This window comes from Tabrizicola sp. (assembly GCF_016793705.1).
GTDB lineage: Bacteria > Pseudomonadota > Alphaproteobacteria > Rhodobacterales > Rhodobacteraceae > Tabrizicola.
In genome coordinates, this window is record NZ_JAEULO010000021.1 from 148,790 (window position 1) to 172,585 (window position 23,796).

The 23,796-nt window shown below is 67.6% G+C and carries 25 protein-coding genes; 12 read left to right on the plus strand and 13 right to left on the minus strand.

Annotated elements, in window-relative coordinates:
- From JNJ68_RS04090 to JNJ68_RS04140, 11 genes are all read right to left on the minus strand, one after another.
- On the minus strand, positions 1-414 hold the full coding sequence (locus JNJ68_RS04090; protein WP_294979296.1) for a c-type cytochrome: 414 nt from the start codon (positions 412-414) through the stop codon (positions 1-3).
- A 68-nt stretch (positions 415-482) separates the two neighbouring features.
- Positions 483-680 carry a hypothetical protein gene (locus JNJ68_RS04095; protein WP_363165352.1) on the minus strand — a complete coding sequence of 66 codons (198 nt, stop codon included), beginning with the start codon at positions 678-680 and terminating at the stop codon, positions 483-485.
- A gap of 16 nt (positions 681-696) precedes the next feature.
- Positions 697-2,214: a nitrite reductase gene (locus JNJ68_RS04100; RefSeq protein ID WP_294979302.1), complete on the minus strand. Its 1,518-nt coding sequence runs from the start codon at positions 2,212-2,214 to the stop codon at positions 697-699.
- A gap of 166 nt (positions 2,215-2,380) precedes the next feature.
- Complete coding sequence (gene nirJ, locus JNJ68_RS04105) at positions 2,381-3,589, minus strand: heme d1 biosynthesis radical SAM protein NirJ (protein WP_294979305.1); 1,209 nt, start codon at positions 3,587-3,589, stop codon at positions 2,381-2,383.
- A complete protein-coding gene (locus tag JNJ68_RS04110) occupies positions 3,589-4,074 on the minus strand; it encodes an Lrp/AsnC family transcriptional regulator (protein ID WP_294979307.1) in 486 nt (161 codons plus the stop codon). Before JNJ68_RS04110 ends, nirJ begins: the two co-directional genes overlap by 1 nt.
- The gene (locus tag JNJ68_RS04115) at positions 4,071-4,541 is read right to left on the minus strand and encodes an AsnC family transcriptional regulator (RefSeq protein ID WP_294979309.1); all 471 of its coding nucleotides are present in this window, start codon (positions 4,539-4,541) and stop codon (positions 4,071-4,073) included. Before JNJ68_RS04115 ends, JNJ68_RS04110 begins: the two co-directional genes overlap by 4 nt.
- Positions 4,541-5,518 carry an AsnC family transcriptional regulator gene (locus JNJ68_RS04120; RefSeq protein ID WP_294979312.1) on the minus strand — a complete coding sequence of 326 codons (978 nt, stop codon included), beginning with the start codon at positions 5,516-5,518 and terminating at the stop codon, positions 4,541-4,543. Before JNJ68_RS04120 ends, JNJ68_RS04115 begins: the two co-directional genes overlap by 1 nt.
- Before the next feature lie 5 nt (positions 5,519-5,523).
- Positions 5,524-6,666, minus strand: a complete 1,143-nt coding sequence (locus tag JNJ68_RS04125) for a cytochrome D1 domain-containing protein (RefSeq protein WP_294979314.1) — start codon at positions 6,664-6,666, stop codon at positions 5,524-5,526.
- A complete protein-coding gene (locus tag JNJ68_RS04130) occupies positions 6,663-6,965 on the minus strand; it encodes a cytochrome c (protein ID WP_294979316.1) in 303 nt (100 codons plus the stop codon). Before JNJ68_RS04130 ends, JNJ68_RS04125 begins: the two co-directional genes overlap by 4 nt.
- On the minus strand, positions 6,958-7,761 hold the full coding sequence (gene cobA / locus JNJ68_RS04135) for a uroporphyrinogen-III C-methyltransferase (RefSeq protein ID WP_294979319.1): 804 nt from the start codon (positions 7,759-7,761) through the stop codon (positions 6,958-6,960). Before cobA ends, JNJ68_RS04130 begins: the two co-directional genes overlap by 8 nt.
- Before the next feature lie 109 nt (positions 7,762-7,870).
- The gene (locus JNJ68_RS04140; RefSeq protein ID WP_294979322.1) at positions 7,871-9,601 is read right to left on the minus strand and encodes a nitrite reductase; all 1,731 of its coding nucleotides are present in this window, start codon (positions 9,599-9,601) and stop codon (positions 7,871-7,873) included.
- A 161-nt stretch (positions 9,602-9,762) separates the two neighbouring features.
- Between JNJ68_RS04140 and JNJ68_RS04145 the strand changes: the two genes are divergently transcribed.
- From JNJ68_RS04145 to JNJ68_RS04185, 9 genes are all read left to right on the plus strand, one after another.
- Complete coding sequence (locus JNJ68_RS04145; RefSeq protein ID WP_294979324.1) at positions 9,763-11,787, plus strand: NosR/NirI family protein; 2,025 nt, start codon at positions 9,763-9,765, stop codon at positions 11,785-11,787.
- Entirely contained in the window at positions 11,784-12,989 is a 1,206-nt protein-coding gene (locus JNJ68_RS04150; RefSeq protein WP_294979326.1) for an NnrS family protein, read from the plus strand. The genes JNJ68_RS04145 and JNJ68_RS04150 overlap by 4 nt, the downstream gene beginning before the upstream one ends.
- Complete coding sequence (locus tag JNJ68_RS04155; RefSeq protein ID WP_294979330.1) at positions 12,986-13,849, plus strand: FAD:protein FMN transferase; 864 nt, start codon at positions 12,986-12,988, stop codon at positions 13,847-13,849. The genes JNJ68_RS04150 and JNJ68_RS04155 overlap by 4 nt, the downstream gene beginning before the upstream one ends.
- 136 nt (positions 13,850-13,985) lie before the next feature.
- The gene (locus JNJ68_RS04160) at positions 13,986-14,441 is read left to right on the plus strand and encodes a cytochrome c (RefSeq protein ID WP_294979333.1); all 456 of its coding nucleotides are present in this window, start codon (positions 13,986-13,988) and stop codon (positions 14,439-14,441) included.
- A 12-nt stretch (positions 14,442-14,453) separates the two neighbouring features.
- Complete coding sequence (locus tag JNJ68_RS04165; RefSeq protein WP_294979336.1) at positions 14,454-15,851, plus strand: cbb3-type cytochrome c oxidase subunit I; 1,398 nt, start codon at positions 14,454-14,456, stop codon at positions 15,849-15,851.
- Between the two features lie 5 nt (positions 15,852-15,856).
- Positions 15,857-16,663 (plus strand): CbbQ/NirQ/NorQ/GpvN family protein, encoded by an 807-nt coding sequence (locus JNJ68_RS04170; RefSeq protein ID WP_294979339.1) that lies wholly within the window; start codon positions 15,857-15,859, stop codon positions 16,661-16,663.
- Between the two features lie 8 nt (positions 16,664-16,671).
- Positions 16,672-18,591, plus strand: coding sequence for a VWA domain-containing protein (locus JNJ68_RS04175; RefSeq protein WP_294979342.1), 1,920 nt, complete (start codon positions 16,672-16,674; stop codon positions 18,589-18,591).
- A 113-nt stretch (positions 18,592-18,704) separates the two neighbouring features.
- Positions 18,705-19,205 carry a cytochrome c oxidase subunit 3 gene (locus tag JNJ68_RS04180; protein WP_294979535.1) on the plus strand — a complete coding sequence of 167 codons (501 nt, stop codon included), beginning with the start codon at positions 18,705-18,707 and terminating at the stop codon, positions 19,203-19,205.
- Entirely contained in the window at positions 19,202-19,447 is a 246-nt protein-coding gene (locus JNJ68_RS04185; RefSeq protein WP_294979345.1) for a cytochrome C oxidase subunit IV family protein, read from the plus strand. Before JNJ68_RS04180 ends, JNJ68_RS04185 begins: the two co-directional genes overlap by 4 nt.
- 78 nt (positions 19,448-19,525) lie before the next feature.
- Here the strand turns inward: JNJ68_RS04185 and JNJ68_RS04190 are convergent, their stop codons facing one another.
- Positions 19,526-20,077 (minus strand): DUF4202 domain-containing protein, encoded by a 552-nt coding sequence (locus JNJ68_RS04190; protein ID WP_294979348.1) that lies wholly within the window; start codon positions 20,075-20,077, stop codon positions 19,526-19,528.
- A complete protein-coding gene (locus JNJ68_RS04195) occupies positions 20,077-20,781 on the minus strand; it encodes a Crp/Fnr family transcriptional regulator (protein ID WP_294979351.1) in 705 nt (234 codons plus the stop codon). The genes JNJ68_RS04190 and JNJ68_RS04195 overlap by 1 nt, the downstream gene beginning before the upstream one ends.
- A gap of 197 nt (positions 20,782-20,978) precedes the next feature.
- On the opposite strand from JNJ68_RS04195, the gene JNJ68_RS04200 reads away from it, so the two are divergent.
- The 3 genes from JNJ68_RS04200 to JNJ68_RS04210 all read left to right on the plus strand — a co-directional run bounded on the left by JNJ68_RS04200 (position 20,979) and on the right by JNJ68_RS04210 (position 23,763).
- Positions 20,979-22,004: a nitronate monooxygenase gene (locus tag JNJ68_RS04200; protein WP_294979354.1), complete on the plus strand. Its 1,026-nt coding sequence runs from the start codon at positions 20,979-20,981 to the stop codon at positions 22,002-22,004.
- Entirely contained in the window at positions 22,001-22,690 is a 690-nt protein-coding gene (locus JNJ68_RS04205; RefSeq protein ID WP_294979357.1) for a 5-formyltetrahydrofolate cyclo-ligase, read from the plus strand. The genes JNJ68_RS04200 and JNJ68_RS04205 overlap by 4 nt, the downstream gene beginning before the upstream one ends.
- A 104-nt stretch (positions 22,691-22,794) precedes the next feature.
- Positions 22,795-23,763, plus strand: coding sequence for a glutathione S-transferase family protein (locus JNJ68_RS04210; protein WP_294979359.1), 969 nt, complete (start codon positions 22,795-22,797; stop codon positions 23,761-23,763).
- Positions 23,764-23,796: the final 33 nt, after the last annotated feature.

The following is a 23,796-nucleotide window of genomic DNA, read 5'->3' on the forward strand; positions in this document are numbered from 1 at the left end:
TTACTTCACCGTGGCGAGATAGGCCGCCATGTCGGCGGCAGCCTCGGCGTCGGGCAGCTTGAAGCTCATCTTCGACTTGGCGGCATCGTCGCCGGTGGTCGCCTTCACCCAGGCGGTCGGGTCGGCCAGATAGGCGGCGATCTGCGCTTCATCCCAGACGACACCCTTTGCGTTCAACTCCAGCATCCCCTCGCCGTATTTGAAATCGGCGGCCGAGGCGGCGGCGCGACCGACGACGCCGAACAGGTTCGGGCCGGTCTTGCCGCCCTTCTGGATCTCGGTGCCGTCGGGCGCGATGATCGAGTGGCAGGATTTGCACTTCTTGAAGTTTTCCTCGCCCTTGTGAGCGTCGGGATCGGCGAAGGCCGGCGCGGCTATGGCCAGCGCGAGGATGGGGAGAAGTTGCTTGAACATGGGCTATCCTTTCGGGGTTTGCTGCATGGCGTCTTGGCATGGCCGCTGCGATCCGGCCTTGACTTAGGTCAGGCGCGTTCCGCCTCGGCGATCAGGCCGGCGACCCAGCGCGCCGCCAGCCAGGTGGCGGGCAGGCCCAAGGGCAGCGCGAGCCACAGCGCGGTGACGGGCTGCATCGCGGGCAGGCCGATGGACAGCCCGATCAGCCCGAGGAGAAAAAGATTGATGGCCGCCGCCGCGGTGGCGAAGGGCCAGAGCAAGGCCATCAGCCGCCAGGAGGGCCTAGTGGCTGGTGCCGTCCTCGAAGGTGATCTTGTTCCAGACATTGTATTTCCCCGAGGGTTTCACCATCGGCAAGCGTTTGATTTCCTTGAAGGTCGCGGCATCGTAGACGATCACCGCCCCGTCCATCTCCCAGATCGAGACCAGGGCATACTTCCCGTCCCGGGTGAACTCGGTATGCGCCACGGTCTTGCCGGGTTCGGGCTTGAGGACCTTGACCACCTCCAGCGACTGCTTGTCGATGATGTGCATCTCGCCCTTGTGCTCGCCGGTGAAGACATCGGCCCAAAGGTAGGGCGTCCCGTCATGGCTGCGCAGGAAGAAGCCGGGGCCGGAGGTCTCGACGGTCTTGATCAGCGACCAGTCCTCCATGTCGATCACGCTGATTCTGCCTTCGTTCAGGTGCGGGATGGCGACGACCCGGTGGCCGTTCCGGTCCCAGCTGATGCCGGAGCCGAGATGCGGCATTCCCGACAAGGGCAGGCTGGCGATCTCGCGGCCTACGTCGAGGTTGACGACGACGCCGGTCTCGCCCTCGCGATTCGCCCCGATCAGTTCCCGGTAGTCGGGCGAGAAGAAGAAATCGTCCAGCGGGGCCGAGACCGCGATCCGGCGGCGGGCGAAGAGGCCCTTTTCCACGCCCATTGCCTCTTCCATCCCGTTCTCGTTGGAATGGACCAGCCCTTCCGAATAGGGTCCGCCGTCCTCGGTGAAGGCCACTTCCCAGATTTCCGGCACATCCTTCAGGGCCAGCACGAAGGTGCCCCGCTCGGGTGCCTGGTAGACGGCGGAGACGCGGGAGGGGTCGCCGTTGCGGCCCTTGACCTCGAACACCTTGGCCACGGTCAGGTCGCCGGCGTTCAGGATGGTCAGGGTGTTCGGCAGGTAATTGGCGACGGCGAGATACTTCCCATCCGAACTCATCGCGATATTGCGGCTGTTCAGTCCGGCGCGGACGCGGCCCACTTCGTGCAGTGACCAGATGTCATATTTCTGCACCCAGCCGTCGCGCGACATGACGAAGACATAGCGGCCATCCGAGGAAAACTTCGGCCCACCATGGACGGCGAAGGGCGTCTCGAAGCGGTCGAGCACGTCGAAAGTGTCGCCGTCCAGCACCGAGATATGGCTGTCGCCGGTTTCGACGACGAGGGTGATGTTCATCGGGTCGGCGGTGAACACGGGTGCGGCGGTGGGGGTGTAGTCGTCGCGCAGGCTGCGCGAGGCGGCGATTTCCGCCTCGCCCCAGACCGGCGCGACGAGCGGCGTCGAGATGAAATCGGCGACGGCGGCGATTTCTTCCGGCTTCAGCGTGGCCTTGAAGGCGGGCATCTGCGTCATCGCCCGGCCATCCGTGATGGTGGCGGCCAGCTTGTCGCCCTTCAGCCGCCCCAGGCTCTCCGGGATCAGCGCCGGGCCGGTGCCGCCAAGCCGGGTTTCGGCATGGCAGGAGGCGCAGAGGTCGGCATAGATCGCCGCGCCGTCGGGCTGGGCCAGGGCGGGGGTGGCGAGGAGCACGAGGGCAATCGTTGCGCCCTTTGGCCAGCGGCGAGCCCCCCACCCCCATCCCCTCCCCACCGGGGGGAGGGGAGCCGCGGGTTGATCCGCCCGGGAAAACGGCAACAGCCGGGCACCTCCCTCCCCCCGCGTGGGGGAGGGTCGGGGAGGGGGGGCTGCACGACGGTTAGAGAAAACGATGTTCGGGATCATGGCTCTTTCCCCGGAAGGGGGTGACGGTCACGCGGTCGGTCTCGTCCACCCCGATCTCGGCATTGGTCAGGTAGCAGGCGGGGTCTTCCGCCCAGGGATCGCCGGTCACTTGCAGCGCCCGGATGCGGGTGTTGCCGCCGCAGATGTCCTTGAAGGCGCAGGCGCCGCAGCGGCCCTTCAGCGGGCGGGGGCGCTGGCGGAGCGTCGCCAGCATCGGGTCGGGTCCGGTCCAGAGCGCGCTGAACGGCGTGTCCTTCACCGAGCCGACCGTGTAGTCGGACCAGTAGGTATCCGGATGAACCTTGCCCTGCGGGTCGATGTTGGCGACCCCGAGGCCCGAGGAATTGCCGCCCCAGGCCTCCAGGTGGCGCGCCACATGGGCTGCCCGTTGCGAGGGGAAGTTGCGTTCCACCCAGCGCAGAAACCAGACGGCATCGGCGTCGTTGTTGCCGGTCACGATTTCCAGCGGCTGATCCTCGGCCACGGCGACCCAGGCGCGGTCGATCAGCTGATCCATCGCCTTCCGGGTGCGGGCGCGTTCGGTATCCTCGCCCCGGTTCTTGTTGCCCCGACCCGCGTAGACAAGGTGCGAGAGGTAGAACTTGTCCACCCCTTCGGCATCGCAGAGGTCGATCATCGCGGGCAGCATGTCGGCGTTGTCCTCGGTGATGGTGAAGCGCAGCCCCACTTTCACGCCCTTGGCCTTGCAGGCCCTGACGCCCGCCAGTGCCGCATCGAAGGCCCCGTCCACCCCCCGGAACCAGTCGTTCATCTGGCCGATCCCGTCCAGCGAGATGCCGACATAGTCGAAGGCCAGGTCGACCAGCCGGTCGATGTTCTCGGCAACCTTGGTGCCGTTCGTTGACAGCGACAGGTGCCGGAAGCCCAGCTCCCGCGCGCGCTCTGCCAACGGGAAGAAGTCGAAGCGCGACAGCGGCTCGCCCCCCGACAGGATCAGCGCGGGGATGCCGAAGCGCGACAGGTCGTCCAGGACTCCCATCGCCTGCTCATGGCTCAACTCCCCCGGAAACGGCACATCGGCGCTGGTGGTGTAGCAATGCCGGCAGCGCAGGTTGCAGGTGCGGGTCAGGTTCCAGATCACCACCGGCTTGACCGGCCCATGGCGGTGGCGGACGGGCGTGGGATTGACAAGCTCGCGCATGTATTGCGTCAGGCGGAACATCAACCTTCTCCGGCGAGGCGCATCCCGGTCTTCTTCAGGATGCGGGTGGAATAGAGAATCTCGTTCGACCGGCAGGCGGCGCCCAACAGCGCGGCAACCTCGGCGCGCTTGGCCTCGACTTCCCCGCGCGAGCGGCCATGCAGCATGGCGAAAAGGTTGTAGGGCCAGTCCGGCAGGGCGCGGGGCCTGAGATAGCAATGCGAAACGAAGGGCAGGGCGCCGACCTGGGCGCCAAGCGCTTCGGCCTGTACGTCCGCGACGTCCCAGACGCTCATCCCGTTGGTCGCCAGCCCCAGCGCATAGTGGTTGGGCGCGACGGCCACTCGGCGAATGATTCCGTCGTCCTGCATCGCCTGCATCCGGGCGATGACCTCGCCTTCCGGCAGGAACAGCCAGCGCGCGACCTCCTCGAAGGGATGCGGGGTCAGCGGCAGGCCGGAGGCCGTCGCCTTCAATATCCGCCGATCGGTCGCGTCCAGCGTCATGCCTCTACCCGGAAGCCTATGAAAAACTCTTTCAGTTTCGGGAAGCGCAGGACCTGAAGCCCCGTCTCCCCCTCGATCCGCACCGCTGCTTCCGCGATCTGGTCCGGCTTTTCGCAGGCCAGGACGAACCACATATTCAGCCGGTGCAGGCGTTCATAATTATGCGCCACCTCGGGCCGGGCATTGACCAAAGTCATGACCTCGTCGAAGCGCTCCGGTGGCACCGCCATCGCGCAGAGGCAGAAGGCCCCCCCCATCGCCTCGGCGTCGAGGAAGGGGCCGAAGCGCGTGATCGCGCCGATCTCGCGCAGATGGGTGATGCGGTCGACGACCTCGGGCTCGGTCAGGCCCGCCTCGCGCGCGACGCGGGCGAAGGGGGCGTGCTCCATCGACAAGCCGTCCTGCAGGCGATTGATCAGGAGGCGGTCGGTGGCGTCGAGCGCCTCGGGGGAAAGGGTGGTGCGCATCAGGCGGCCTCCGACAGACGGGCCCCGGACTGCTTGAAGCAGCGGGTGGAAAAGAGGACACGGTGATCGACGCCTTGCAGCGCGGGCAGGGCACGGGCGGTGGCCAGAACCTCCCCGGCCTCGGCACGGGATCGGGCGTGGATCATGCAGTAAAGCCGATAGGGCCAGACCCCGGCGATGGGGCGGCGTTCATAGGCGAGCGTCACGCCAGGCAAGGCGGCCAGCGCCTGACCGGCGGCCAGTGTCGCGGTTTCGGGCACGTCCCAGACCACCATGGCATTCGAGGTAAAGCCAAGCGACCGATGCCGGACAATGACGCCCAGGCGGGTCAGGATACCCGCCGCCAGCAGCACGCCAATGCGCGACAGGACGGCAGTTTCGTCACGCCCGAGACGCAGGGCGAGGGTGGCCCAAGGCCGGGGTGTAAGATCCAGCCCGCAGCTGAGGGCGTCGAGCAGGGGCCGGTCATCGCCGCGCAATACGGTCGTCTCGACGTGGCGTCCGCCAGGCATCGCGACCCTGTCCCCCTTCAGCGGGAAGCCGAGGTCGATGTTGAAGGCCCGGACGAGGCGCAGGTCCAGCAGTTGCAGACCGCTCGCCGCTTCGATCCGGGCCAGCATCTGCTCCAACGCCGCCGCATCGGGCGCGGTCGCCACGAACCACAGGTTCCAGTCATCCTCGCGCTGGTAGGAGTGGTTGACCCCCGGCTCGGCGCCGACGATGGCCGCGACGGCCTCGATCCGGTCCTCGGGCACGGCGAGCGCGGCAAGGGTCGAGGCCCCGGCGGTATTCGGCCGCACCGTGCCGCCGACCCGGGCGATGCGGCCGGTCGCCTGCATCCGCGACAGGCGGTCGATCACCTCGGCCTCGGCCAGCCCCAGCCTTTCGCCGATCCGTGCGAAGGGCCGCGACTCCAGCGGGAAATCGCGCTGGAACCCGTCGAGAAGCGCAAGATCGATGGGGTCGATCCGGTCCATCGCGGTCAGAGCCCCGTCTGGTGGGCGCGGGCGGTGAAGAAGATGCCGCTTGGCGCTTCGGCAGGGATCTCGGCGACCTTTTCGCGGGTCTTGGTGTCGTAGACCAGGACCTTGTTGTCATCGCGCGAGCTGATCCAGACCTCGGCCCCGCGCGGTGCGAATTCCATGTGCAGCACCGCCTTGCCGGGAGTCAGCGTGGCGACGACCTCATGGCTGCGGCTGTCCACCACCTGCACGGTGTCATTCAGGGGCGTGGCGAAATTCACCCAGACGAAAGGGCTGGCGGGCTGGGCGATGATGAAGACCGGCTGGCCATGGACCGGGGTGGTCGCGGTGGTTTCCTGGCTGTCGCGGTCCACCCAGAGAATCTTGTGCCGCCCCACCGCTGGCAGGGCATACTGCCCCTCGGTGAAGGCCCAGCCTTGCAGGTGGGGCATCTTGTAGACCGGCATGTCCTCACCTTCCTTGCCGTAGTCGGTCAGGAATTTCACCGGCTGCGCCGCATCATCCCACAGGTCGAAGGCTGTGACGCCCTTTTCGCCGAAAAGCCCGACGAGATAGGTATGCGCGTCATCGGTCAGCACGGCGTCGAAGGGGTTCTTGCCCGCGTTCCCCAGCGAGGTGATGACCGGCGCCTTGCCCGAGAAATCGCCGAGGAACACCTCGCCCGTGTCCCAGACCGCCCAGGCGAAGCGGCGGCCGGGGACGTCGACCAAGCCGATGGTCTTGCCCGCGGCGGGAATGTCGGCAACCAGCTCCAGCGTATCCGCGTCGAACACCTTGACCCCGCCGGGTTCATAGTTCGACACGGCGACCAGCCTGCCGTCGTCGGAAATCGCCCCGCCGATGGAATTCCCCGCCTGCACTGTCCGGGCGACGACGGCGCGGGTCAGGATGTCGACCTTGGTCAACCCGCCGTCGCGCCCGAAGACATAGGCGAAGTGTTCGTCGGGCGAATAGGTCAGCGAGGCATGGCTGAGGTCGCCCAACCCCTCGATCCGGCCCACGGCGGCACGGTCCGAGCGGTCCACCAGCACCAGGCTGCCCGTCGCCCGTTCGATGACGAGGCCGAGGTCGCCGGTGGCGGTCAGCTCGTCCCCGGCCCAGAGCGGGGTGGCGAGGAAAGCGAGCAGGCAGAGGCGTTTCATGGGGTTTCCCCTTTCAGGTAATCGGCGATCCACAGCGCCTCGGCTTCGGTCAGAAGCGGGCGCCAGGGCGGCATGGCGGTGCCCTGAACGCCGTCCAGGATGATCAGCGCAAGGCCCTCGCGGTCGGCATGGGCCAGCGCCTCCTCGGTCAGGGGTCGTCCCAACCCGCCCTTGCGGGTCAGCCCGTGGCACGACCCGCAGTCCTGCAACACCATATGCTCCAGCTCTGTCGCGCGGCCGGGGGCGATGTCGGCGGCGGCGGGCAGGGCCAGCAGAAGAAGGGCTGCAAGGCTACGCATAGGCCGCCATCCCCGCCCCCTCGCAGAGGGCGGCATCCAGTTCGGCGATCTCAGGATACATCCCGGCGACCCGACCGATGACGAAGAGGACAGGCGCTTCCGGCTGCGCCTTCGCGACATCGGTACCGATCTGGCCCAATGTCGACAGAAGCCGCTCCTCGCGCGGGGTGGTGGCCGCAGAAACCGCCAGCACCGGCAGGGCGGGGACCATGCCATGCCGCATCAGCTGCAGCGCGATCTCGGCAATGTTGCCCGCGCCCATGTAGACGACCAGCGTCGTCTCTTCCGAGGCAAGCGAGGCCCAGTCGAGATCCAGCACGGCATCCTTCGCCCGGTGGCCGGTGACGTAGCGCACGCCCGTCGCCAGCCCGCGATGGGTCAGCGGTACCCCGGTCGAGGCGGCCGCCCCCTGCGCCGAGGTGATGCCGGGAACATAGCTCACTGCGACACCGGCCAGACGGCAGGCTTCCGCCTCTTCCGAGCCGCGCCCGAAGATCAGGGGATCGCCGCCCTTCAGGCGCGCGACCACCAGCCCCTCGCGGGCGAGGTCGACCAGGAGCGCATTGATCGCCTCTTGCGGGACCTTGTGGAATTTCGGCAGCTTGCCGACGTCGATCCGGCGCACGCCCGCGGGCACCAGCGCCATGATCTCGGGCGAGACCAGGCGGTCATGCACGACCACATCGGCGGACTGGATCAGCCGCAGGGCCTTCAGCGTCAGCAATTCAGGATCACCGGGGCCTGCACCGACAAGGTGGACCGAACCCGGAAGGAACGCGCGGCGGTGGTCTTTCATGGCTCTCGGGTCCCGATGGCTTAGGTGAAAAGGGCGGGGGTGAAGGGAATACACACCCCCGCCAGGCTGCATCCGCGGCAAAGAGGGGCCGCGGATGCAAGGGAACGCCTCAGTAGATGTCGTCCTTGGTGTTCAGGACGTTGAACTTGCCGGTCGGGGTGATCAGGCGCTTGTCCTTGATCACCGTCTTCAGCTCCAGCGTCTTGTCATCGACCACGACGATGGCCGATTCCTGGTCCTTGCCGTTCCAGACGCTGAACCAGACCTCGGTGCCGTCCTTGTTGAACTCGGGCTGCACCACGCGCGGCTGGCCTTCCGGGATCCCGGCCCATTCCGCGATTGGCAGAGTGGTGTATTCCGGGTCCACGTTCGGATCGCCGCCCATCTTGTCGATGTCGAACACCGCGACCGAGCCCGAGATTTCCGCATCCGGGTTCAGCGGCGCATCGACGTAAAGATGGTTCGAGGCCGGATTGGTCTTGATGAACAAGGACCCTCCGCCCAGCCCGAAGAAGCTGTCGACGATCTTCCAGGCCTGGTCGGGGTGCCCCTCCGGGTCGGTCCCGATCAGCGCGACCGATTCGTCGCCCAGGTGGCTGGTCGCCCAGACCGGGCCGTAGACCGGGTGAGTGAAGTTGGCGCCGCGCCCCGGGTGCGGGGTCGCGCCACCGGTCTCCACCAGAGCCGCCAGCTTGTCTTCCTTGGTGTCCACCACCGCGATCTTGCCGCGCTGGTTCGCCGCCACCAGGAAATAGCGCTTGGTCGAATCGAAGCCGCCGTCATGCAGGAAGCGTTCGGCCTCGATCTCGGTCATCTTCAGGTTCTTCAGGTCGGTGTAGTCGACGAAGAGGATCTTCCCCGTCTCCTTCACGTTCACGATGAACTCGGGCTTGTAGTGCGACGACAGGATCGAGGCCACGCGCGGTTCCGGGTGGTAGGTCTGTTCGTCGTAGATCATGCCGCGGGTCGAGACGATCTTCTTCGGCTCCAGCGTGTCGCCGTCCATGATCACGAACTGCGGCGGCCAGTAGGCCCCGGCGATGGCCAGCTTGTCCTCGAACCCTTCGAACTTCGAGGTCTCGACCGAGCGCGCCTCGATGCCGATCTTGATGCTGGCAACGGTGGCCGGGGTCTCCATCCAGAGGTCGATCATGTTCACGAGGCCGTCGCGGCCGATGACGAAGAGATAGCGCCCCGAGGCCGAGATGCGGCTGATATGCACCGCATAGCCGGTGTCGATCACGGCCTTGATCTCGTAGGTGCCGCCGTCGATCAGGGCGACCTGACCCGCATCGCGCAACGTGACCGACATCAGGTTGTCGATGTCGATGTCGTTCATTTTTTCTTTCGGCCGGTCCTCGGGCTTCACCAGGACCTTCCAGGACGCCATCATCTCGGGCATCCCCCATTCCGGCGGCTGCGGCGGCTCCAGCAGCAGATAGCGGGCCATCATGCCCACTTCTTCCTCGGTCAGCTGGCCCGAAGTGCCCCAGTTCGGCATCCCCGCAGGCGAGCCGTAGGTGATGAAGCTCTGCAGGTAGTCATACCCGTTCTCGCGGGTGATGTCTGTGGTCAGCGGTTTTCCGGTTGCCCCCTTGCGCAGCACGCCGTGGCAACCCGCGCAGCGCTCGAAGTAGATCGTGGCGGCCTTCTGGAATTCCTCGGGCGTCATCACCGGGTCGTCGGGCTTGAAGCCGGGGATTTCCACCTTGATCTGGCCCAGGGTGTTCATGTTGGGCTCATAGGCGGCGGCGGGGCCGTCGGCGTGGTCCTTGGGCTTGTCTTCCGCAATCGCGGGCAGGGCCAGCCCCAGGAAAAGGGCGGCCGTGCCCAGCAACATCGCCCTGGCGGGTCTTGCTCGGGTCGTCATGGGAATCTCTCCGTTCAGCTGGTGAGGCTGTGCAGACCCTGTGTCAGTCACGGCCCCGTTACCTTGACTTTCGTTAAGGCGGTCCGGGGCGGGACGCCGCAGGGTCTGCGGCACTGGAAAAGGCCCCGCCCATGCGCGTTCTTCTTGCAGCCATCCTGGCCTTGCTTCTGTCCGTGGCGTCTTCGCGGGCCGAAGGGCTGATTGCCGACGACGCGCTTGCGGTGATGGCCCCCAGCGCCGAACAGGCGGCGGCTCTTCTGGGTCTGGACGGTCCGGTGCAGGTGGCGCGGGTCGATCAGGGTGTGCCCGGCTGGACGGTGTCACAAGACGGTCGGGTGGTGGGTGAGGTCGGCTCGACCTGGGAAATCGCCGGGTCGGTGGGCTATTCCGGGCGACCGCTCGACGTGCTGGTGGCGGTCACGCCACAGGCGCGGATCGCGGGCGCCCTTCTGGTGCGGCACAACGAACCCGTGCTGACGCTCGGCATCTCGGATGCCGACATTTCCGACTATGTGGCGGGTTTCAAGGGTTTCGACCTCGCCGCGCCCGCGCCGGACACCAGCGCGCTGCCCCCCGTCATCTCCCGCGCCACCGTCTCGACCGGCGTGATCCGCGACGGCATCCTGCGCACCGCGCGGACGCTGGCCATCGGGCGGGGCCTGATCGCGGCGGGCGGCGGGGTGGACCGGCTGACCTATGCGCCTGCGACCTGGGACGAGCTTCTGGCGATGGGCGCGCTCGCCGAGGCCCGCGTCTCGATGACCGAGGCGGCGGCGGCATTGCAGGGTGCCAAGGTCCCTGTGCAGCCCGGTGACGGCGATTTCCTGCATCTCTGGGTGGGCGTGATCGACCCGCCGACCGTGGGGCAGAACCTTCTCGGCCAGCAGGATTTCACCCGGGCGGTGGGGAACCTTGGCGCAGGCGGTTCGGCGCTGATCGTGATGGGACAGGGGGTGCAGTCGCACCGGGGGACCGAGTGGAAGAAGACCGGTACGTTCAACCGCGTGACAGTGGTGCAGGGCGACACCCGCTGGCAGCCGGTCGAAGACCGCTACCAGATGCTGAAGAAGCTTTCGCTCGATGGCGCCCCAGTCATGAAGGAAATCAGCCTCTTCGCGCTGCCGCCCGAGATCGACCCGACGAAGCCCCTGACGGTGGAAATCCGGGCCACCCGGCCCACCGCGACGGGCGAGGTCGCGATGGACGTGGCGGTTCCCTACACCCTGCCGGGCGCCTTCCGTCTTGCCCCGCCGCCGGAACCTGAACCGCTGTGGAAACAGGCGTGGGAGGACAAGCACCCGCAGATCGCCATCGTCGGGTTGATGCTGACCGTGCTCACCCTGATCCTCTTCGCGCAGGAATGGATCACCCGACGGCCCCGTCTCTGGCGCATCGGGCGGCTTTCCTTCCTCGCCTCCACCTTCCTCGTCCTCGGCATGGGTCTGAACGGCCAGCTTTCCGTGGTGCAGGTGGTGGCCTTCGTCCATTCCCTGCTGACCGGCTTCCGCTGGGAGACCTTCCTGATCGAGCCGGTGATCTTCATCCTCTGGGGCTTCGCCGCGCTCGGGATGCTGTTCTGGGGCCGCGGCGTCTATTGCGGCTGGCTCTGCCCCTTCGGCGCGCTTCAGGAACTGACCAACGCCGCCGCGCAGCGCCTTGGCGTCAAGCAGATCGCCGTCCCGCAGGCGCTGCATGAACGGCTCTGGGTGATCAAGTACACGCTCTTCATGGCCATCCTCGCGCTTTCCTTCTACTCCATGCATGATGCCCTGATCCTGGCCGAGGCCGAGCCGTTCAAGACAGCCATCAGCCTCCGCTTCATGCGCGCCTGGCCCTTCCTGCTCTTCGTCGCCGCCCTCCTGACCGCCGGGCTTTTCGTCGAACGCTTCTACTGCCGCTACCTCTGCCCCTTGGGCGCGGGCCTCGCCATCCCGGCCAAGCTGAAGATCTTCGACTGGCTGAAGCGCCGCCCGCAATGCGGCCGCGAATGCCGGATGTGCGAGACGAAATGCACCGTCGGCGCCATCGACGCCATCGGGCGGATCAACGCCAACGAATGCGTCCTTTGCCTGCGCTGTCAGGTGATCATGAATGACGGCGCGCAATGTCCCGTCCTGAAACGCCGCGCCCGCAGCGCGGAAGGAGCCGCCCCATGACCCCGCTCAAACGTCTGTTCGGCGACGGTTTCCGCGTGTTCTTCCTGGCGGCGGGCCTCTTTGCGCTGTTCTCGATGGGGGTCTGGGAGGGCTACCAGATCGTCCAGGCGCTCGGCATCACCCTCGACCTGCCCACCGCAGCGCCCCCGCACCTCTGGCACGCGCATGAGATGATCTTCGGCTATGGCTCCGCCGCGCTTGGCGGCTTCCTGCTCACCGCGGTCCCGAACTGGACCGGCGCCAAATCCGCCCCCCACCGCTTCATCGCTGTGGCCGCAGGCCTCTGGCTGGCGGGTCGGCTGACAATCTGGACCTCCGGCGCCCTGCCGCCCGCGCTGGTCGCCGTGCTGGACCTCGCCTTTGTCCCCGTGCTGGCCTCGAACCTCCTGACCCAGCTCATCAAGCGCCCGAAACCGCAACAGATGATCATCCTGGCGATCCTCACCGCCTTCTGGGTCGCCAACCTGATGGTCCACCTGGAATGGACCGGCCTCACCACAGACACCGCCTGGGCGGGCCTCCGCGCGGGGCTGCTCACGCTCGGCGCGCTGATCATGGTGCTCGGCGGTCGCGTCACGCCGGGCTTCACCAGGAACGCCATGGTCCAGTCCGGGCGCGAGCACGGCCTGCCGGTGAACCCGATGCCCCTTGCCGGCATCGCGATCGCCGCCGCGCTGACCCAGCCCCTCGGCTACCTTGTCGGCGCGCCGGAACCCTTGCTCGCTCCCTTTGCCCTGATCGCCGGGACAGCAGGCCTGATCCGCGTCGCGCTCTGGCGCGGGCTCTGGACAAGGGACAAGCCGATTCTCTGGACCCTGCACCTCTCCTCTGCGCTGAACGCCCTCGGCTTCTTCACCCTCGGCCTCGCAGACCTCGGCCTCGCCTCCGACATCGCCGCCTTGCACCTGCTCGGCATTGGCGGGGTCGGCGGCATGACGCTTGCCATCATGTCCCGCGCCACGCTTGGCCATACCGGACGCGCGCTGGTCGCCCCCCGCCCGGTCGCCCTGGCCTATGCGCTCATCCCCCTCGCCGCGCTGACCCGCTGCCTCGGAGCCGAGATGCCCTTTCTCGCCGCCCCCGCAGTGCTCACCGCCGGGGCGCTTTGGCTTGTGGCGTTCGGGCTGTTCACCGTCGCACTCTGGCCGGTCTTCTGGGGTCCACGCGCGAGCCGCAGCCCTGCCGGGACCGCCCCGTCATGAATCGCCGTCGCTTCCTGACCCTCACCGCCGCTGCGCTGGCGCCGCTGCCCGGCCATGCCGCAACTTTGACCAGCTGGGAAGGCACCGGCCTCGGCACGTCGCTCACTCTCCACCTCGTCGGGGCCGATGCGCACCGCGCCCGCAAGTGCTTCACACGCGTCGAGGCCGAGATCGCCCGGATCGAGACCTTGGCTTCGCTTTACCGCGACTCGGCCCTGACCCGGCTGAACCGCGACGGCCATCTCGCCTGGCCATCGCCCGACCTCCTTGACCTCCTTACCCTTGCCGGTCAGGTCCACCAAGCGACCGGTGGGGCGTTCGACCCGACCGTCCAGCCCCTGTGGCTGGCGCTTTCGCAAGGCACTGACACCGAAGCTGCCCGCGACCTGATCGGCTGGGACCGTGTCCGCCTGTCGCCCGAGGACATCCGCCTCGCTCCCGGCCAGGCCCTGACGCTGAACGGCATCGCGCAGGGCTGGGCCGCCGACCGCATCGCCGCTCTCCTTCGTGCACAGGGCTTCACCGAGGCGCTGGTCGACATGGGTGAGATCGCCGCGCTGGGGCAGCCCCAAGGCGGTTGGTCTGCCATGATCGCTGGTCCGGACGGGGCGCCGCTGGCCGAGACGCGCCTCGCCAACCGTGCGCTGGCCACCTCATCGCCACGCGGGACGCTGGTGAACGGCCAGCCGCATATCCTCGGCCCGCAGGGCCAGCCGCCCGTCTGGCAAACCGCCAGCGTCAGCGCGCCCTCGGCCGCGCTGGCCGATGCGCTCTCGACCGCCTTCTGCCTGATGGACCGCGAGGCAATCGACAAGGCACTGGCGCAGTTTGCCGACGCCCGCATCGAAGCCTTGGCTTGACCTCGCCCCGCCCCCCGACCCTGCCGGATTGTCGCACCGGACATATCCCTGCCGCCGGTTGACTTTTGTTAAGGCCCTTTCCGGCCCGAAAGCTCACACCCGCGTTACCTGAAACGCTCCCGGGAAGGATTCCGCCATGCGCGAAGTCATGACCAAGAGCATGGCCCGAAACATCTTCTACGGCGGGTCCCTGTTCTTCATCCTGATATTCGTGGGCCTCACGGTCCAATCACACCACTACATCACCACGACCTCGACCGAAAAAGCCACGCTCACCGAAAGCGTCGCGGCGGGCAAGCTGCTGTGGGAAAAGCACGCCTGCATCAACTGCCACACGATCCTTGGCGAAGGCGCCTATTTCGCGCCGGAACTTGCCAATGTGATGACCCGCTGGGGCGTGGAGCCCGGCGATCACCAGGCCGCCTTCGACGCGCTGAAAGGCTGGATGGACGCGATGCCCTCGGGCGTCGAGGGCCGCCGCCAGATGCCGAACTTCGGCCTGACCGATGCCGAATACCAGAACCTCGCCGACTTCCTGCTCTGGGTGAACACCATCCGGGCGCAGGACTGGCCGCCGAATGACGCGGGCTGAGGAGACGCCATCATGAAATATCAGACACAGAAGATCGCGCTGGCCTACTTCGCCGTCGCGCTTGCCCTTTTCGCCGTGCAGGTGACGATGGGCCTCGTCCTGGGCTGGATCTACGTGGATCCGAATTTCCTCTCCGGCCTTATCCCCTTCAACGTCGGGCGGATGCTGCACACCAACAGCCTCATCGTCTGGCTGCTTCTGGGCTTCTTCGGGGCGGCCTACTACCTGATCCCCGAGGAAAGCGAGCGCGAGATCCACTCGCCGATGCTGGCCTGGCTGCAACTGGCGATCTTCGTCCTCGGCACCGCCGGGGTCGTCGTGACCTATCTCTTCAACCTCTTCGACGGCAACTGGCTGCTTGGCAACGAGGGGCGCGAGTTCATCGAACAGCCGCGCTGGGTCAAGATGGGCATCGTCGTCGCTGCGCTGATCTTCCTCTACAACGTCTCGATGACGGTGCTGGCGGGCAAGAAGACCGCGATCACCAACATCCTCCTCCTCGGCCTCTGGGTACTGGCGCTCTTGTTCCTGTTCGCCTTCGTGAACCCCGACAACCTCGCGCTCGACAAGATGTACTGGTGGTACATCGTCCACCTCTGGGTCGAAGGCACCTGGGAACTGGTGATGGCCTCGATCCTCGCCTTCCTGATGCTGAAGCTGACGGGCGTCGACCGCGAGGTGGTGGAGAAATGGCTCTACGTCATCGCCGCCCTTGCGCTCTTCTCCGGCATCCTCGGCACCGGCCACCACTACTACTGGATCGGCACGCCCGGCTACTGGCAATGGATCGGCTCGATCTTCTCCAGCCTCGAAGTCGTCCCGTTCTTCGCGATGATGAGCTTCGCCTTCGTCATGGTCTGGAAGGGCCGCCGCGACCACCCGAACAAGGCCGCCCTCCTGTGGTCCCTGGGCTGCGCCACGCTGGCCTTCTTCGGCGCGGGGGTCTGGGGGTTCCTGCACACGCTGCACGGGGTGAACTACTACAGCCACGGCACGCAGATCACCGCCGCGCACGGGCACCTGGCCTTCTACGGCGCCTATGTCTGCCTCAACCTGGCGATCATCAGCTATGCCATGCCGCACCTGCGGGGCCGCGATCCCTACAACCAGGTCCTCAACATGGCCTCCTTCTGGCTGATGTCCTCGGGCGTGGTCTTCATGACCGTGGTCCTGACCTTTGCCGGCGCGCTCCAGACCCACCTGCAACGGGTGAACGGTGAGGCCTACATGGACGTGCAGGACCAGCTCTGGATCTTCTACGCCATGCGCTTCGGCGCCGGTGCGGCGGTGGTCCTGGGTGCGGTGCTGTTCATCTACGCCGTCGCCTTCCCGCGGCGCGAGATCGTGACCCCCGGCCCGCTGGAACAGGACCGGTTGCAGCATGACGCCGACCATATCGCGGCGGAGTGATGGACATGGACGGTTCCCATATCGACACGAGGGGGGCGCAAGCCCCCTTCTACCTGCCGCAAGGCGACGAGGTTTCGGTCTTCCAGGCCGCCGCCGCCCACCGCCTGCCGGTGCTGCTGAAAGGCCCCACCGGCTGCGGCAAGACCCGTTTCGTGACCCATATGGCCGCCAAGCTCGGCCGCCCGCTGCACACCGTCGCCTGCCATGACGACCTGAGCGCCGCCGACCTCATCGGCCGCTGGCTGCTGAAGGGTGGCGAGACGATCTGGGTCGACGGCCCCCTCACCCGCGCCGTGCGCGAAGGCGCGATCTGCTACCTCGACGAGGTGGTGGAAGCCCGCAAGGACGTCACCGTCGTCCTCCACCCCCTGACCGACGACCGCCGCATCCTGCCGATCGACCGCACGGGCGAGGAGCTTGAGGCCCACCCGGATTTCCTGCTGGTCGCCTCCTACAACCCCGGCTACCAGAACATCCTGAAAACCCTGAAACCCTCCACCCGGCAACGCTTCGTGGCGCTGGAGTTCGGCTTCCCGAAGCCGGAACACGAAATCCCCGTCGTCGCCCGCGAAAGCGGCCTGCCGGAAGCCCAGGTGCAACCCCTCGTCCGCCTCGCGAACAAGCTTCGCGCGATGAAGGGCCAGGATCTTGAGGAAGGCGTCTCCACCCGCCTCGTCGTCTATTGCGCCAGCCTTATCCACGGCGGCATGCCCGTCGACCGCGCCATCCGGGCGGCGATGATCGAGCCCCTCACCGACGACCCGGATGTGAAGGCCGGGCTCCGCGATCTCGTGACTGCCGTTTTCGGGTGAGGCCGGCAATGTCACGGATCGACTTCGAGCCATGGGAACCCGAGGAATCCGTCGGGAAACTGTGGCACGCCTTTGCCAGCCGTCTGGATGGAGACCCCATCCACGATGGAGCCCGTGTGTCGCTTTCCGAAGTGGCCGGACGGCTGGCAGTCCTTTTCCGCGGCCTGGGTGGCGACCCGGCGGTGGAGATCAAGCCGGTGGCCGAGGAAATCTCGCACCACCGGCTTTCCCTGCTTCGTCGCCTGGGCACCTGGGCGGAAACCACGCCGCGCGCCAGCTTCGATGGCGCGACCCTGCGCCTGCCGGAAAGCCTCGCCGCCTTCCCCGACCCCCGCGCCAATGCCGCGCTCTACCTCTGGCTCGCCGCCGCTGCCGTGGCGCTGAAGGACCAGACCCCGACCGGCGCGCAAGACCCGCTGCAGGCCGACCTCGCCGCCATCGCGTTGGCGCGGGCGATGACCGAAGCCGCGCTGCGCCTCGCCCCCGGCTACCGCAAGCTTCATGCCGACCTCGCCGAGGCGACCCTCCTCTTCCGCCGCAGCCGCAACTTGCCGCCCGTCGAAGCCGCCGTCGAGGCGCGCATCCGGGCCGCCCTCGGGCAGAAGACCGACCTGCCGCCGCTTCCGGCGAAAGCCCCGCGCGGCTATCGCCCCTTCCGCCCGGTCGCGCTCTGGCCCGACCTGCGCGCCCTTGCCCGTAGCGAACATACCGCCGTCGAGGCCCGCGCCACCGAAGGCCCGCCCGAGGAATCGGAGGAAAAGACCGCAAGGAGGGCCCGCCGCCGCAAGGCCGACCAGGCCGACCGCAGCGACAGTTTCATCCTGCACAAGTTCGAGGCCATCCTGTCGATGACCGAATTCCTCAACCTCAACCGCCGGGTCGAGGATGACGACGAGGACACCGCGAAGAAGGCCGCCGACGACCAGGAGGAGATCGGCCTCGCCCAGGTCTCCAAGGCTCCGGCCACCCGGCTGAAACTGCACCTCGACCTCGCCCCCGAGGACGTGGACCGCGAACAGGTCTCGGGGCATTTCACCTATCCCGAATGGGATGTCCGCACTGCCAGCTACCTCCCCTCCCACGCCCGGGTGCTTCATTCCCGGGCGGAAGCCAGCGATGCGACACCCTCGTTTCGGGCCGACCCGCGCGCCAGCGCTCGCATCCGCGCCGTCCGCCGCCAGTTCGAGGCCTTGCGTCCCAGCCTCGTCTCGATGCCCGGCTTCCCGGACGGCGATGTGCTCGACACCGAACGGGCGGTGCGCGCGCGGGTCGATTTCCTTGCCAACGGCGAAGGCACCGACCGGGTCTGGCGCCAGACCCGGCCGGAGCGCCGCGACCTCGGCGTGTCGATCCTGCTGGATGTCTCTCGCTCCACCGAAAGCGCCATTCCCGGCCACGGCCATGACGGGCGTTCGGTGATCGACATCGAACGCGAGGCGCTGGCGGCGCTGGCCTGGGGTCTTGACGCTTGCGGCGACAGCTTCGCGATCCACGCTTTTTCTTCGCTCAAGCGGCAGAGGGTCTTCGTACAGGAGGTGAAGGGTTTCGCCGAACCAATGGCCGAAGCGGTTGAACACCGGATCAGCGCCCTGAAGCCCGGCCACTACACCCGCCTCGGCGCGGCCATCCGCCATATGTCGGCGCTCTTGGCGAAAGAGGCCCGCAAGCGGCGGCTCCTGCTGGTGATCACAGACGGCAAGCCGAATGACCTTGACCATTACGAAGGCCGCCACGGGATCGAGGACAGCCGGATGGCGATCCTGGAAGCCCGCCGCGCCGGACATTCCGTCTTCGGCATCACCGTCGACCGCGACGGCAAGTCCTGGTTCCCCCGCCTCTTCGGCCAGGGCGCCTTTTCTCTGATCCCGAACCCCGAGAAACTGACCCAGGCCCTGCCGCAGATCTACCGACAGCTCGTGACCGGATGAACGCTGCACCAGACGCTCTTCGTTCCCTTCGGTCCTCATCGCTTTCCACCCGCGACGAGGAGACGCAGTCGAACGAGGAGCCACCCCCCGGCGGCCTTCCCGGCGAGCTTCTGATGTGGGTCCTGATCCTGTCGGAAATCGCCGTCTTCGGGGCGGGGCTTCTTGCGTTCCTCGCCGTCCGCCTGTCAGACCCTGCGGGCTTCGCCGAGGCGCAGTCGCATCTGCACCGCACCGGCGCCGCCGCGAACACGCTGGTCCTCGTCACCTCCGGCTGGCTGGCCGCGCTTGCCACCCGCGCCGCCGAGGCCGGACAGCTCCGCCGTGTTCGCCTGCTCCTTGTCCCCGTGATCCTGCTGGGCGCGGTGTTTCTGGTCCTGAAAGGCATGGAATATGCCGATCTTTTCGCGCAGGGCATCGGCACCGAAACCCATGCCTTCTACACCTTCAGCTACCTCCTGACCGGCTTCCACGCCGCCCATGTCCTTGCCGGCATGATCCTCCTGGCGCTGGTCGGCTGGCTTGGCACCCCGAAGGCGGTCGAGACCGGGGCGGCCTTCTGGCACATGGTCGACCTGATCTGGGTGCTCCTGTTCCCGGTGGTCTACCTCCTATGACCCGCGCGACCAAAGCCTGGGCCCTGCTCCTTGCCCTCTCCGCCGCCTCGACCGCGCTCGCGGCCTCGGGGCTTGCCGGTGCGGCGCGGGTGATGCCGGTGCTGGTGCTCTCCGGTCTCAAGGCGCATGTGATCCTGCGCGACTATCTGGGCCTCTGGGTCGCGCCCGGCTGGCTGCGCGGCTTTGACTTCGGTCTGGCGCTGCTGATCCTGGCCTTTGGCGGCCTCGCACTGGCGGCGTGAGAGGTTAAGGTCGGGTAAACGCCCGCAACCAAGATATTGAAACAAAATGAAATAGCGGATTTGTCCACTGTGGACAGATCACTCGCCCCGGAAGGCCCCGGCCAAGGGTTCGGGCAGGTCGAACTCCTTTAGCACCCGCGCCCGGCCCTCCGCCGACATCTTCCGCGCGGTCTTCCGGACGATGTCCAGCGTCTGCTCCGCATCCCTTTCCGCCGCGAAAGGCGAGAAATACCACTTCAGGAAGACGAAGCAGATCACGTCCTCCAGGGCCTGCACCTCCGGGTCGCGCTTGATCCCTTCCTTGCGAAGAAGGATGCCGACCCGTTCGCAATCGCTGTCCGGGAACCCGGCCTCGGCCATGATCGCCGCGACCCTCAGCCCATGCCTCCGCCCCTGCTCGCGCCGCCAGTCCAGATAGCCGACCTTGCCCTCGGGATAGTCCGATCGGGGCAGGAGCCAGCGTTCGACATGCTGCCCTCGCGCCGCGACTTGCAGCACTTCGGAGGCGGCGGGGACCAGCCGGGCCAGCTCCTCGCTCATCCGCTGCCCGTAGACCAGCGCCTCGCCCTTCGGGTCGGCGACATTGGCGGCGTCGATGAGCGCCAGCGCGCGGGACAGCCGGTCAGCCATCAGCCCCCCCGCGACCAGGCCAGCGCCGGGTCCTCCTCGACATAGTCGCGCAAGGTGGCGAGGTCTTCGATCAGTGCGGTGTTCTGCTTGATCGTGACCCCCTGCTCCTTCAGCCGCGCGAAGGCCCGGCTCAGGCTTTCCGGCTTCATCCCCAGACGCCCGGCGATCAGCACCTTGTCGTAGGGCAGCGTCACCTCGCAGGCGCCGTCGGGGCAGGAGGCCAGTTCCAGCAGGAACTCGGCCACCCTTTGCGCCCCGGTCTGCGCCTTCAGCGCCTCGACCTGGGCGACAAGCCCGTGCAGGTGGACGAAGGTGGCGGACAGGATCGAGATCGCGACTTCGGGATTCTCGCGGATCTGGCGCAGAAAGGCGTCGGCCTCGATGCGGATCAGGGCGCAGTCGGTCACCGCCTCGGCGGCGACGGGGTAGGTGTCGTGCCGGAAGGCCACCGCCTCGCCGAAGCTGGAGCCCTTGGTGAAGACGCCCACCACTGCCTCGGCGCCGGAGGGTGCGATGCGGTAGAGTTTCACCCAGCCCTCGGCGACGATGTAGATCGCGCTGGCCCGTTCGCCTTGCAGGAAGATGGTTTCCCCCCGAGAGAAACTGCGCAGCCGGGCGCTCTCCAGCACGGTGCGGGCCACATTTTCCGGGGCGGAGGCCAGGATGAGCGACCGGCGGGCAAGGGCGATGAGTTCGGGTTTCATGCGGGTCCAGTGCTGTCCGGCCAGAGGCTTGTTGATTACCGCGAATGGTGGGAGATTGCCAGCCTCGGCGCGGCGAACCGCCTGGGTCTCCAAGGCAGGAAAACCGCAGAGTCCGGGGCAGGGCAGGGAACCGCCCGCTGCCCTATCGCGGTGTCGGATGGCGGCGCGGGTTCCCGCCGCCGGAGGGGGAACGGATCATGCGTGACACGGTAGCGGGTCTACGGACCCCGCTCTGCGACCTTCTGGGCTGCGAGGTGCCTGTTCTGCTGGCGGGCATGGGCGGGGTCGCCCGGTGGGAGCTGGCGGCGGCGGTGGCCAGGGCCGGGGGCTATGCGATGCTGGGCATGGTCCGGGAGAGCCCCGACCTGATCGCCGCAGAGATCGCGGCCTACCGGGCGGCGACGGACCGGCCCTTCGCGGTGAACGTGATCCCCTCGGCCACCGAGCCGGGACTGCTGGACCGGCAGCTCGCCCGCTGCCTGGAGCTGGACGTGCGGGCCTTCACCTTCTTCTGGGACGTGATGCCCGAGGTGGTCGACCGGGTGAAGCGGACAGGCGCCCTGGTCCTGCATCAGGTCGGCACGGTCGAGGCGGCGCGGCAGGCCGAGGCGGCGGGGGCGGATGTGATCATCACGCAAGGAATCGAGGCCGGGGGCCATGTGCATGGCCGGATCGGCGCTTTCGCCTTGGCCGAGGCGGTGCTGGAGACGGCGAAGGTGCCGGTCGTGGTGTCGGGCGGCATCGGCTCGGGCCGGGGGCTGGCGGCGGCACTGGCGCTGGGGGCGCAGGGCGTGCAATGCGGGACGGCCTTCCTTGCCACCGAGGAGGCCTGGGCGCATGACTACCACAAGCGGCGGGTGGCGGCGGCGGAGGGCGGCGAAACGGTGCTGACCGATGTCTTCGTGCTGAACTGGCCCAAGGGCGCGGCGGTGCGGGTGATCGGCAACAGCGTGACCGGCGCCTTGGGCGACAATCTGATGGGCCATGACCCCGCGACCCTGCCGCGCGAGGCGATTGCCGAGGATTCCGGCCAGCCGCTTCTGCGCTATTCCACCGATTCCCCGATGCGCCACACCACGGGGTCGCTGGAGGAGATGGCGCTTTACGCCGGGCAGGGCGTGGGGCTGGTGCATGACGTGGTGCCGGCGGCCGAGCGGCTGCGGCGGATGGTCGAGGAGGCGGCTGCCTGCCTGGCGGCGCTGCCGGGAAGGGAGGCGAGATGAGCGAGGATGAGCCTGCGGGGCGTTATGCCTCGCCCCCCTGCATGGCGGCCGAGGTCGATCCGGCCTATTTCGACCCGTCCCATGTCGACCCGGAACAAGCCCGCGACGTGGCGCGCTGGCGCAAAGCCGAACGGCAACGCCTGCGGGCCGAGCGCGATGCGATAAGCGTAGCCGACCGGGCGGCCCTGGGCGAAGCGATCAGGGCGCATCTGTTGCGCTTTCTGGAGGAGCGGTTCGGCAGTCTGGAGGGGCGGGTCTTCTCGGGCTACTGGCCGATCAAGGGCGAGCCCGACCTGCGGCCCGCGCTGACCGCGCTGCATCGGGCCGGGGTGCATGTCGCGCTGCCGCTGGTCGAGGTGAAGGCCGCGCCGCTGGTCTTCCGGCGCTGGACACCGGAGACAAGGATGGTGCGGGGCGACTGGAACATCCCAGTGCCGCCGCCCGAGGCCGAGGTGGTGCTGCCCGAATTTTCGCTGGCTCCGGTCATGGGCTGGACCGAGGGGGCCTTCCGGCTGGGCTATGGCGGGGGCTACTTCGACCGCACGCTGGCGGCGCTGGCACCCCGGCCCTTCACCATCGGGATCGGGCTGCAATCGGCGCGGCTGGCGACGATCTATCCGCAGCCGCATGACATCGCGCTGGACGTGATCCTGACCGAGGACGGTTTGCAGGCCCAGCGGGGATAGTTCATTCGGAACAGATCGGGGAAAGAGATACCACATCTTCGCCCTTCCCGTCCGAACCCTTCCGGCGCATAGCGGCGCGGTATCTCAAGGACGCGGAGCGGATCATGCTGGTGAACGGCAAGTGGACGGCGAACTGGCAGCCAGTGCAGGCCAAGGATGACCAGGGGCGCTTCGTGCGGCAGGTGTCGTCCTTTCGCAACTGGGTCACGGCGGACGGCAGCCCCGGCCCGACCGGGACCGGCGGGTTCAGGGCCGAGGCGGGTCGCTACCGGCTGTTTGTCGCGCTGATCTGCCCCTGGGCCTCGCGCACGCTGATCGCGCGGAAGCTGAAGGGGCTGGAGGGGCTGATCCCGGTGACGGTGGTCAATCCGGTGCTGACCGACCAGGGCTGGGCCTTCGGCGGCTATCCCGGCGCCGATGCCGACCCGGTGCTGGGCGCGGGCCATCTGCACGAGCTGTATACGCGGGCCGACCCCGGTTTTACCGGGCGGGCCACGGTGCCGATCCTGTGGGACAGCCGGACCGGCACCATCATCAGCAACGAAAGCGCCGATATCCTGCGGATGTTCGACACGGCTTTCGTGGGTCTGGCGCCGGAGACGCCGCTCCTCTACCCCGCCGATCTGGCGGCAGAGATCGACGCGCTGAATGCCGAGATCTACGAGAGCCTGAACAATGGCGTTTACAAGGCCGGTTTCGCCTCGACCCAAGGCGCGTATGACGAGGCGGTGGCAGGCGTCTTCGCCATGCTCGACCGGCTGGAGGACCGGCTGACCGGGCCGTTCCTGTTCGGCGACCGTTTCACCGAAACCGATATCCGCCTGTTCGTCACCCTGATCCGCTTCGATGCGGCCTATCACGGGTTGTTCAAGACCAACCTGCGCCGGATCGCCGATTACCCGCGGCTGCAAGCCCATATGGAGCGGGTGCTGCGCCTGCCGGGGGTGGCGGGGACGGTGAACCTCGACCACATCAAGGCCGGATATTATTCGATCAAGGCGCTGAACCCGTCGGGCATCGTGCCGGTGGGGCCGGAGAACGTGCTGCGGCTGGTCGCCTCGGCGGGCGGCTGAGGGCTCTCCCGCGGGATCTCGGCCGGGCGGGTC

Excerpts from the sequence above, each read along its gene's own strand:
- JNJ68_RS04115 (WP_294979309.1), bottom strand. The coding sequence starts at position 4,541 with ATGCGCACCACCCTTTCCCCCGAGGCGCTCGACGCCACCGACCGCCTC.
- JNJ68_RS04145 (WP_294979324.1), top strand. The coding sequence starts at position 9,763 with ATGCGCGTTCTTCTTGCAGCCATCCTGGCCTTGCTTCTGTCCGTGGCG.
- JNJ68_RS04120 (WP_294979312.1), bottom strand. The coding sequence starts at position 5,518 with ATGGACCGGATCGACCCCATCGATCTTGCGCTTCTCGACGGGTTCCAG.
- nirJ (WP_294979305.1), bottom strand. The coding sequence starts at position 3,589 with ATGTTCCGCCTGACGCAATACATGCGCGAGCTTGTCAATCCCACGCCC.
- JNJ68_RS04130 (WP_294979316.1), bottom strand. The coding sequence starts at position 6,965 with ATGCGTAGCCTTGCAGCCCTTCTTCTGCTGGCCCTGCCCGCCGCCGCC.
- JNJ68_RS04160 (WP_294979333.1), top strand. The coding sequence starts at position 13,986 with ATGCGCGAAGTCATGACCAAGAGCATGGCCCGAAACATCTTCTACGGC.
- JNJ68_RS04140 (WP_294979322.1), bottom strand. The coding sequence starts at position 9,601 with ATGTTGCTGGGCACGGCCGCCCTTTTCCTGGGGCTGGCCCTGCCCGCG.
- cobA (WP_294979319.1), bottom strand. The coding sequence starts at position 7,761 with ATGAAAGACCACCGCCGCGCGTTCCTTCCGGGTTCGGTCCACCTTGTC.
- JNJ68_RS04190 (WP_294979348.1), bottom strand. The coding sequence starts at position 20,077 with ATGGCTGACCGGCTGTCCCGCGCGCTGGCGCTCATCGACGCCGCCAAT.
- JNJ68_RS04090 (WP_294979296.1), bottom strand. The coding sequence starts at position 414 with ATGTTCAAGCAACTTCTCCCCATCCTCGCGCTGGCCATAGCCGCGCCG.
- JNJ68_RS04210 (WP_294979359.1), top strand. The coding sequence starts at position 22,795 with ATGCTGGTGAACGGCAAGTGGACGGCGAACTGGCAGCCAGTGCAGGCC.
- JNJ68_RS04180 (WP_294979535.1), top strand. The coding sequence starts at position 18,705 with ATGTGGGTCCTGATCCTGTCGGAAATCGCCGTCTTCGGGGCGGGGCTT.
- JNJ68_RS04110 (WP_294979307.1), bottom strand. The coding sequence starts at position 4,074 with ATGACGCTGGACGCGACCGATCGGCGGATATTGAAGGCGACGGCCTCC.
- JNJ68_RS04200 (WP_294979354.1), top strand. The coding sequence starts at position 20,979 with ATGCGTGACACGGTAGCGGGTCTACGGACCCCGCTCTGCGACCTTCTG.
- JNJ68_RS04170 (WP_294979339.1), top strand. The coding sequence starts at position 15,857 with ATGGACGGTTCCCATATCGACACGAGGGGGGCGCAAGCCCCCTTCTAC.
- JNJ68_RS04125 (WP_294979314.1), bottom strand. The coding sequence starts at position 6,666 with ATGAAACGCCTCTGCCTGCTCGCTTTCCTCGCCACCCCGCTCTGGGCC.
- JNJ68_RS04155 (WP_294979330.1), top strand. The coding sequence starts at position 12,986 with ATGAATCGCCGTCGCTTCCTGACCCTCACCGCCGCTGCGCTGGCGCCG.
- JNJ68_RS04175 (WP_294979342.1), top strand. The coding sequence starts at position 16,672 with ATGTCACGGATCGACTTCGAGCCATGGGAACCCGAGGAATCCGTCGGG.
- JNJ68_RS04165 (WP_294979336.1), top strand. The coding sequence starts at position 14,454 with ATGAAATATCAGACACAGAAGATCGCGCTGGCCTACTTCGCCGTCGCG.
- JNJ68_RS04195 (WP_294979351.1), bottom strand. The coding sequence starts at position 20,781 with ATGAAACCCGAACTCATCGCCCTTGCCCGCCGGTCGCTCATCCTGGCC.
- JNJ68_RS04150 (WP_294979326.1), top strand. The coding sequence starts at position 11,784 with ATGACCCCGCTCAAACGTCTGTTCGGCGACGGTTTCCGCGTGTTCTTC.
- JNJ68_RS04095 (WP_363165352.1), bottom strand. The coding sequence starts at position 680 with ATGGCCTTGCTCTGGCCCTTCGCCACCGCGGCGGCGGCCATCAATCTT.
- JNJ68_RS04205 (WP_294979357.1), top strand. The coding sequence starts at position 22,001 with ATGAGCGAGGATGAGCCTGCGGGGCGTTATGCCTCGCCCCCCTGCATG.
- JNJ68_RS04185 (WP_294979345.1), top strand. The coding sequence starts at position 19,202 with ATGACCCGCGCGACCAAAGCCTGGGCCCTGCTCCTTGCCCTCTCCGCC.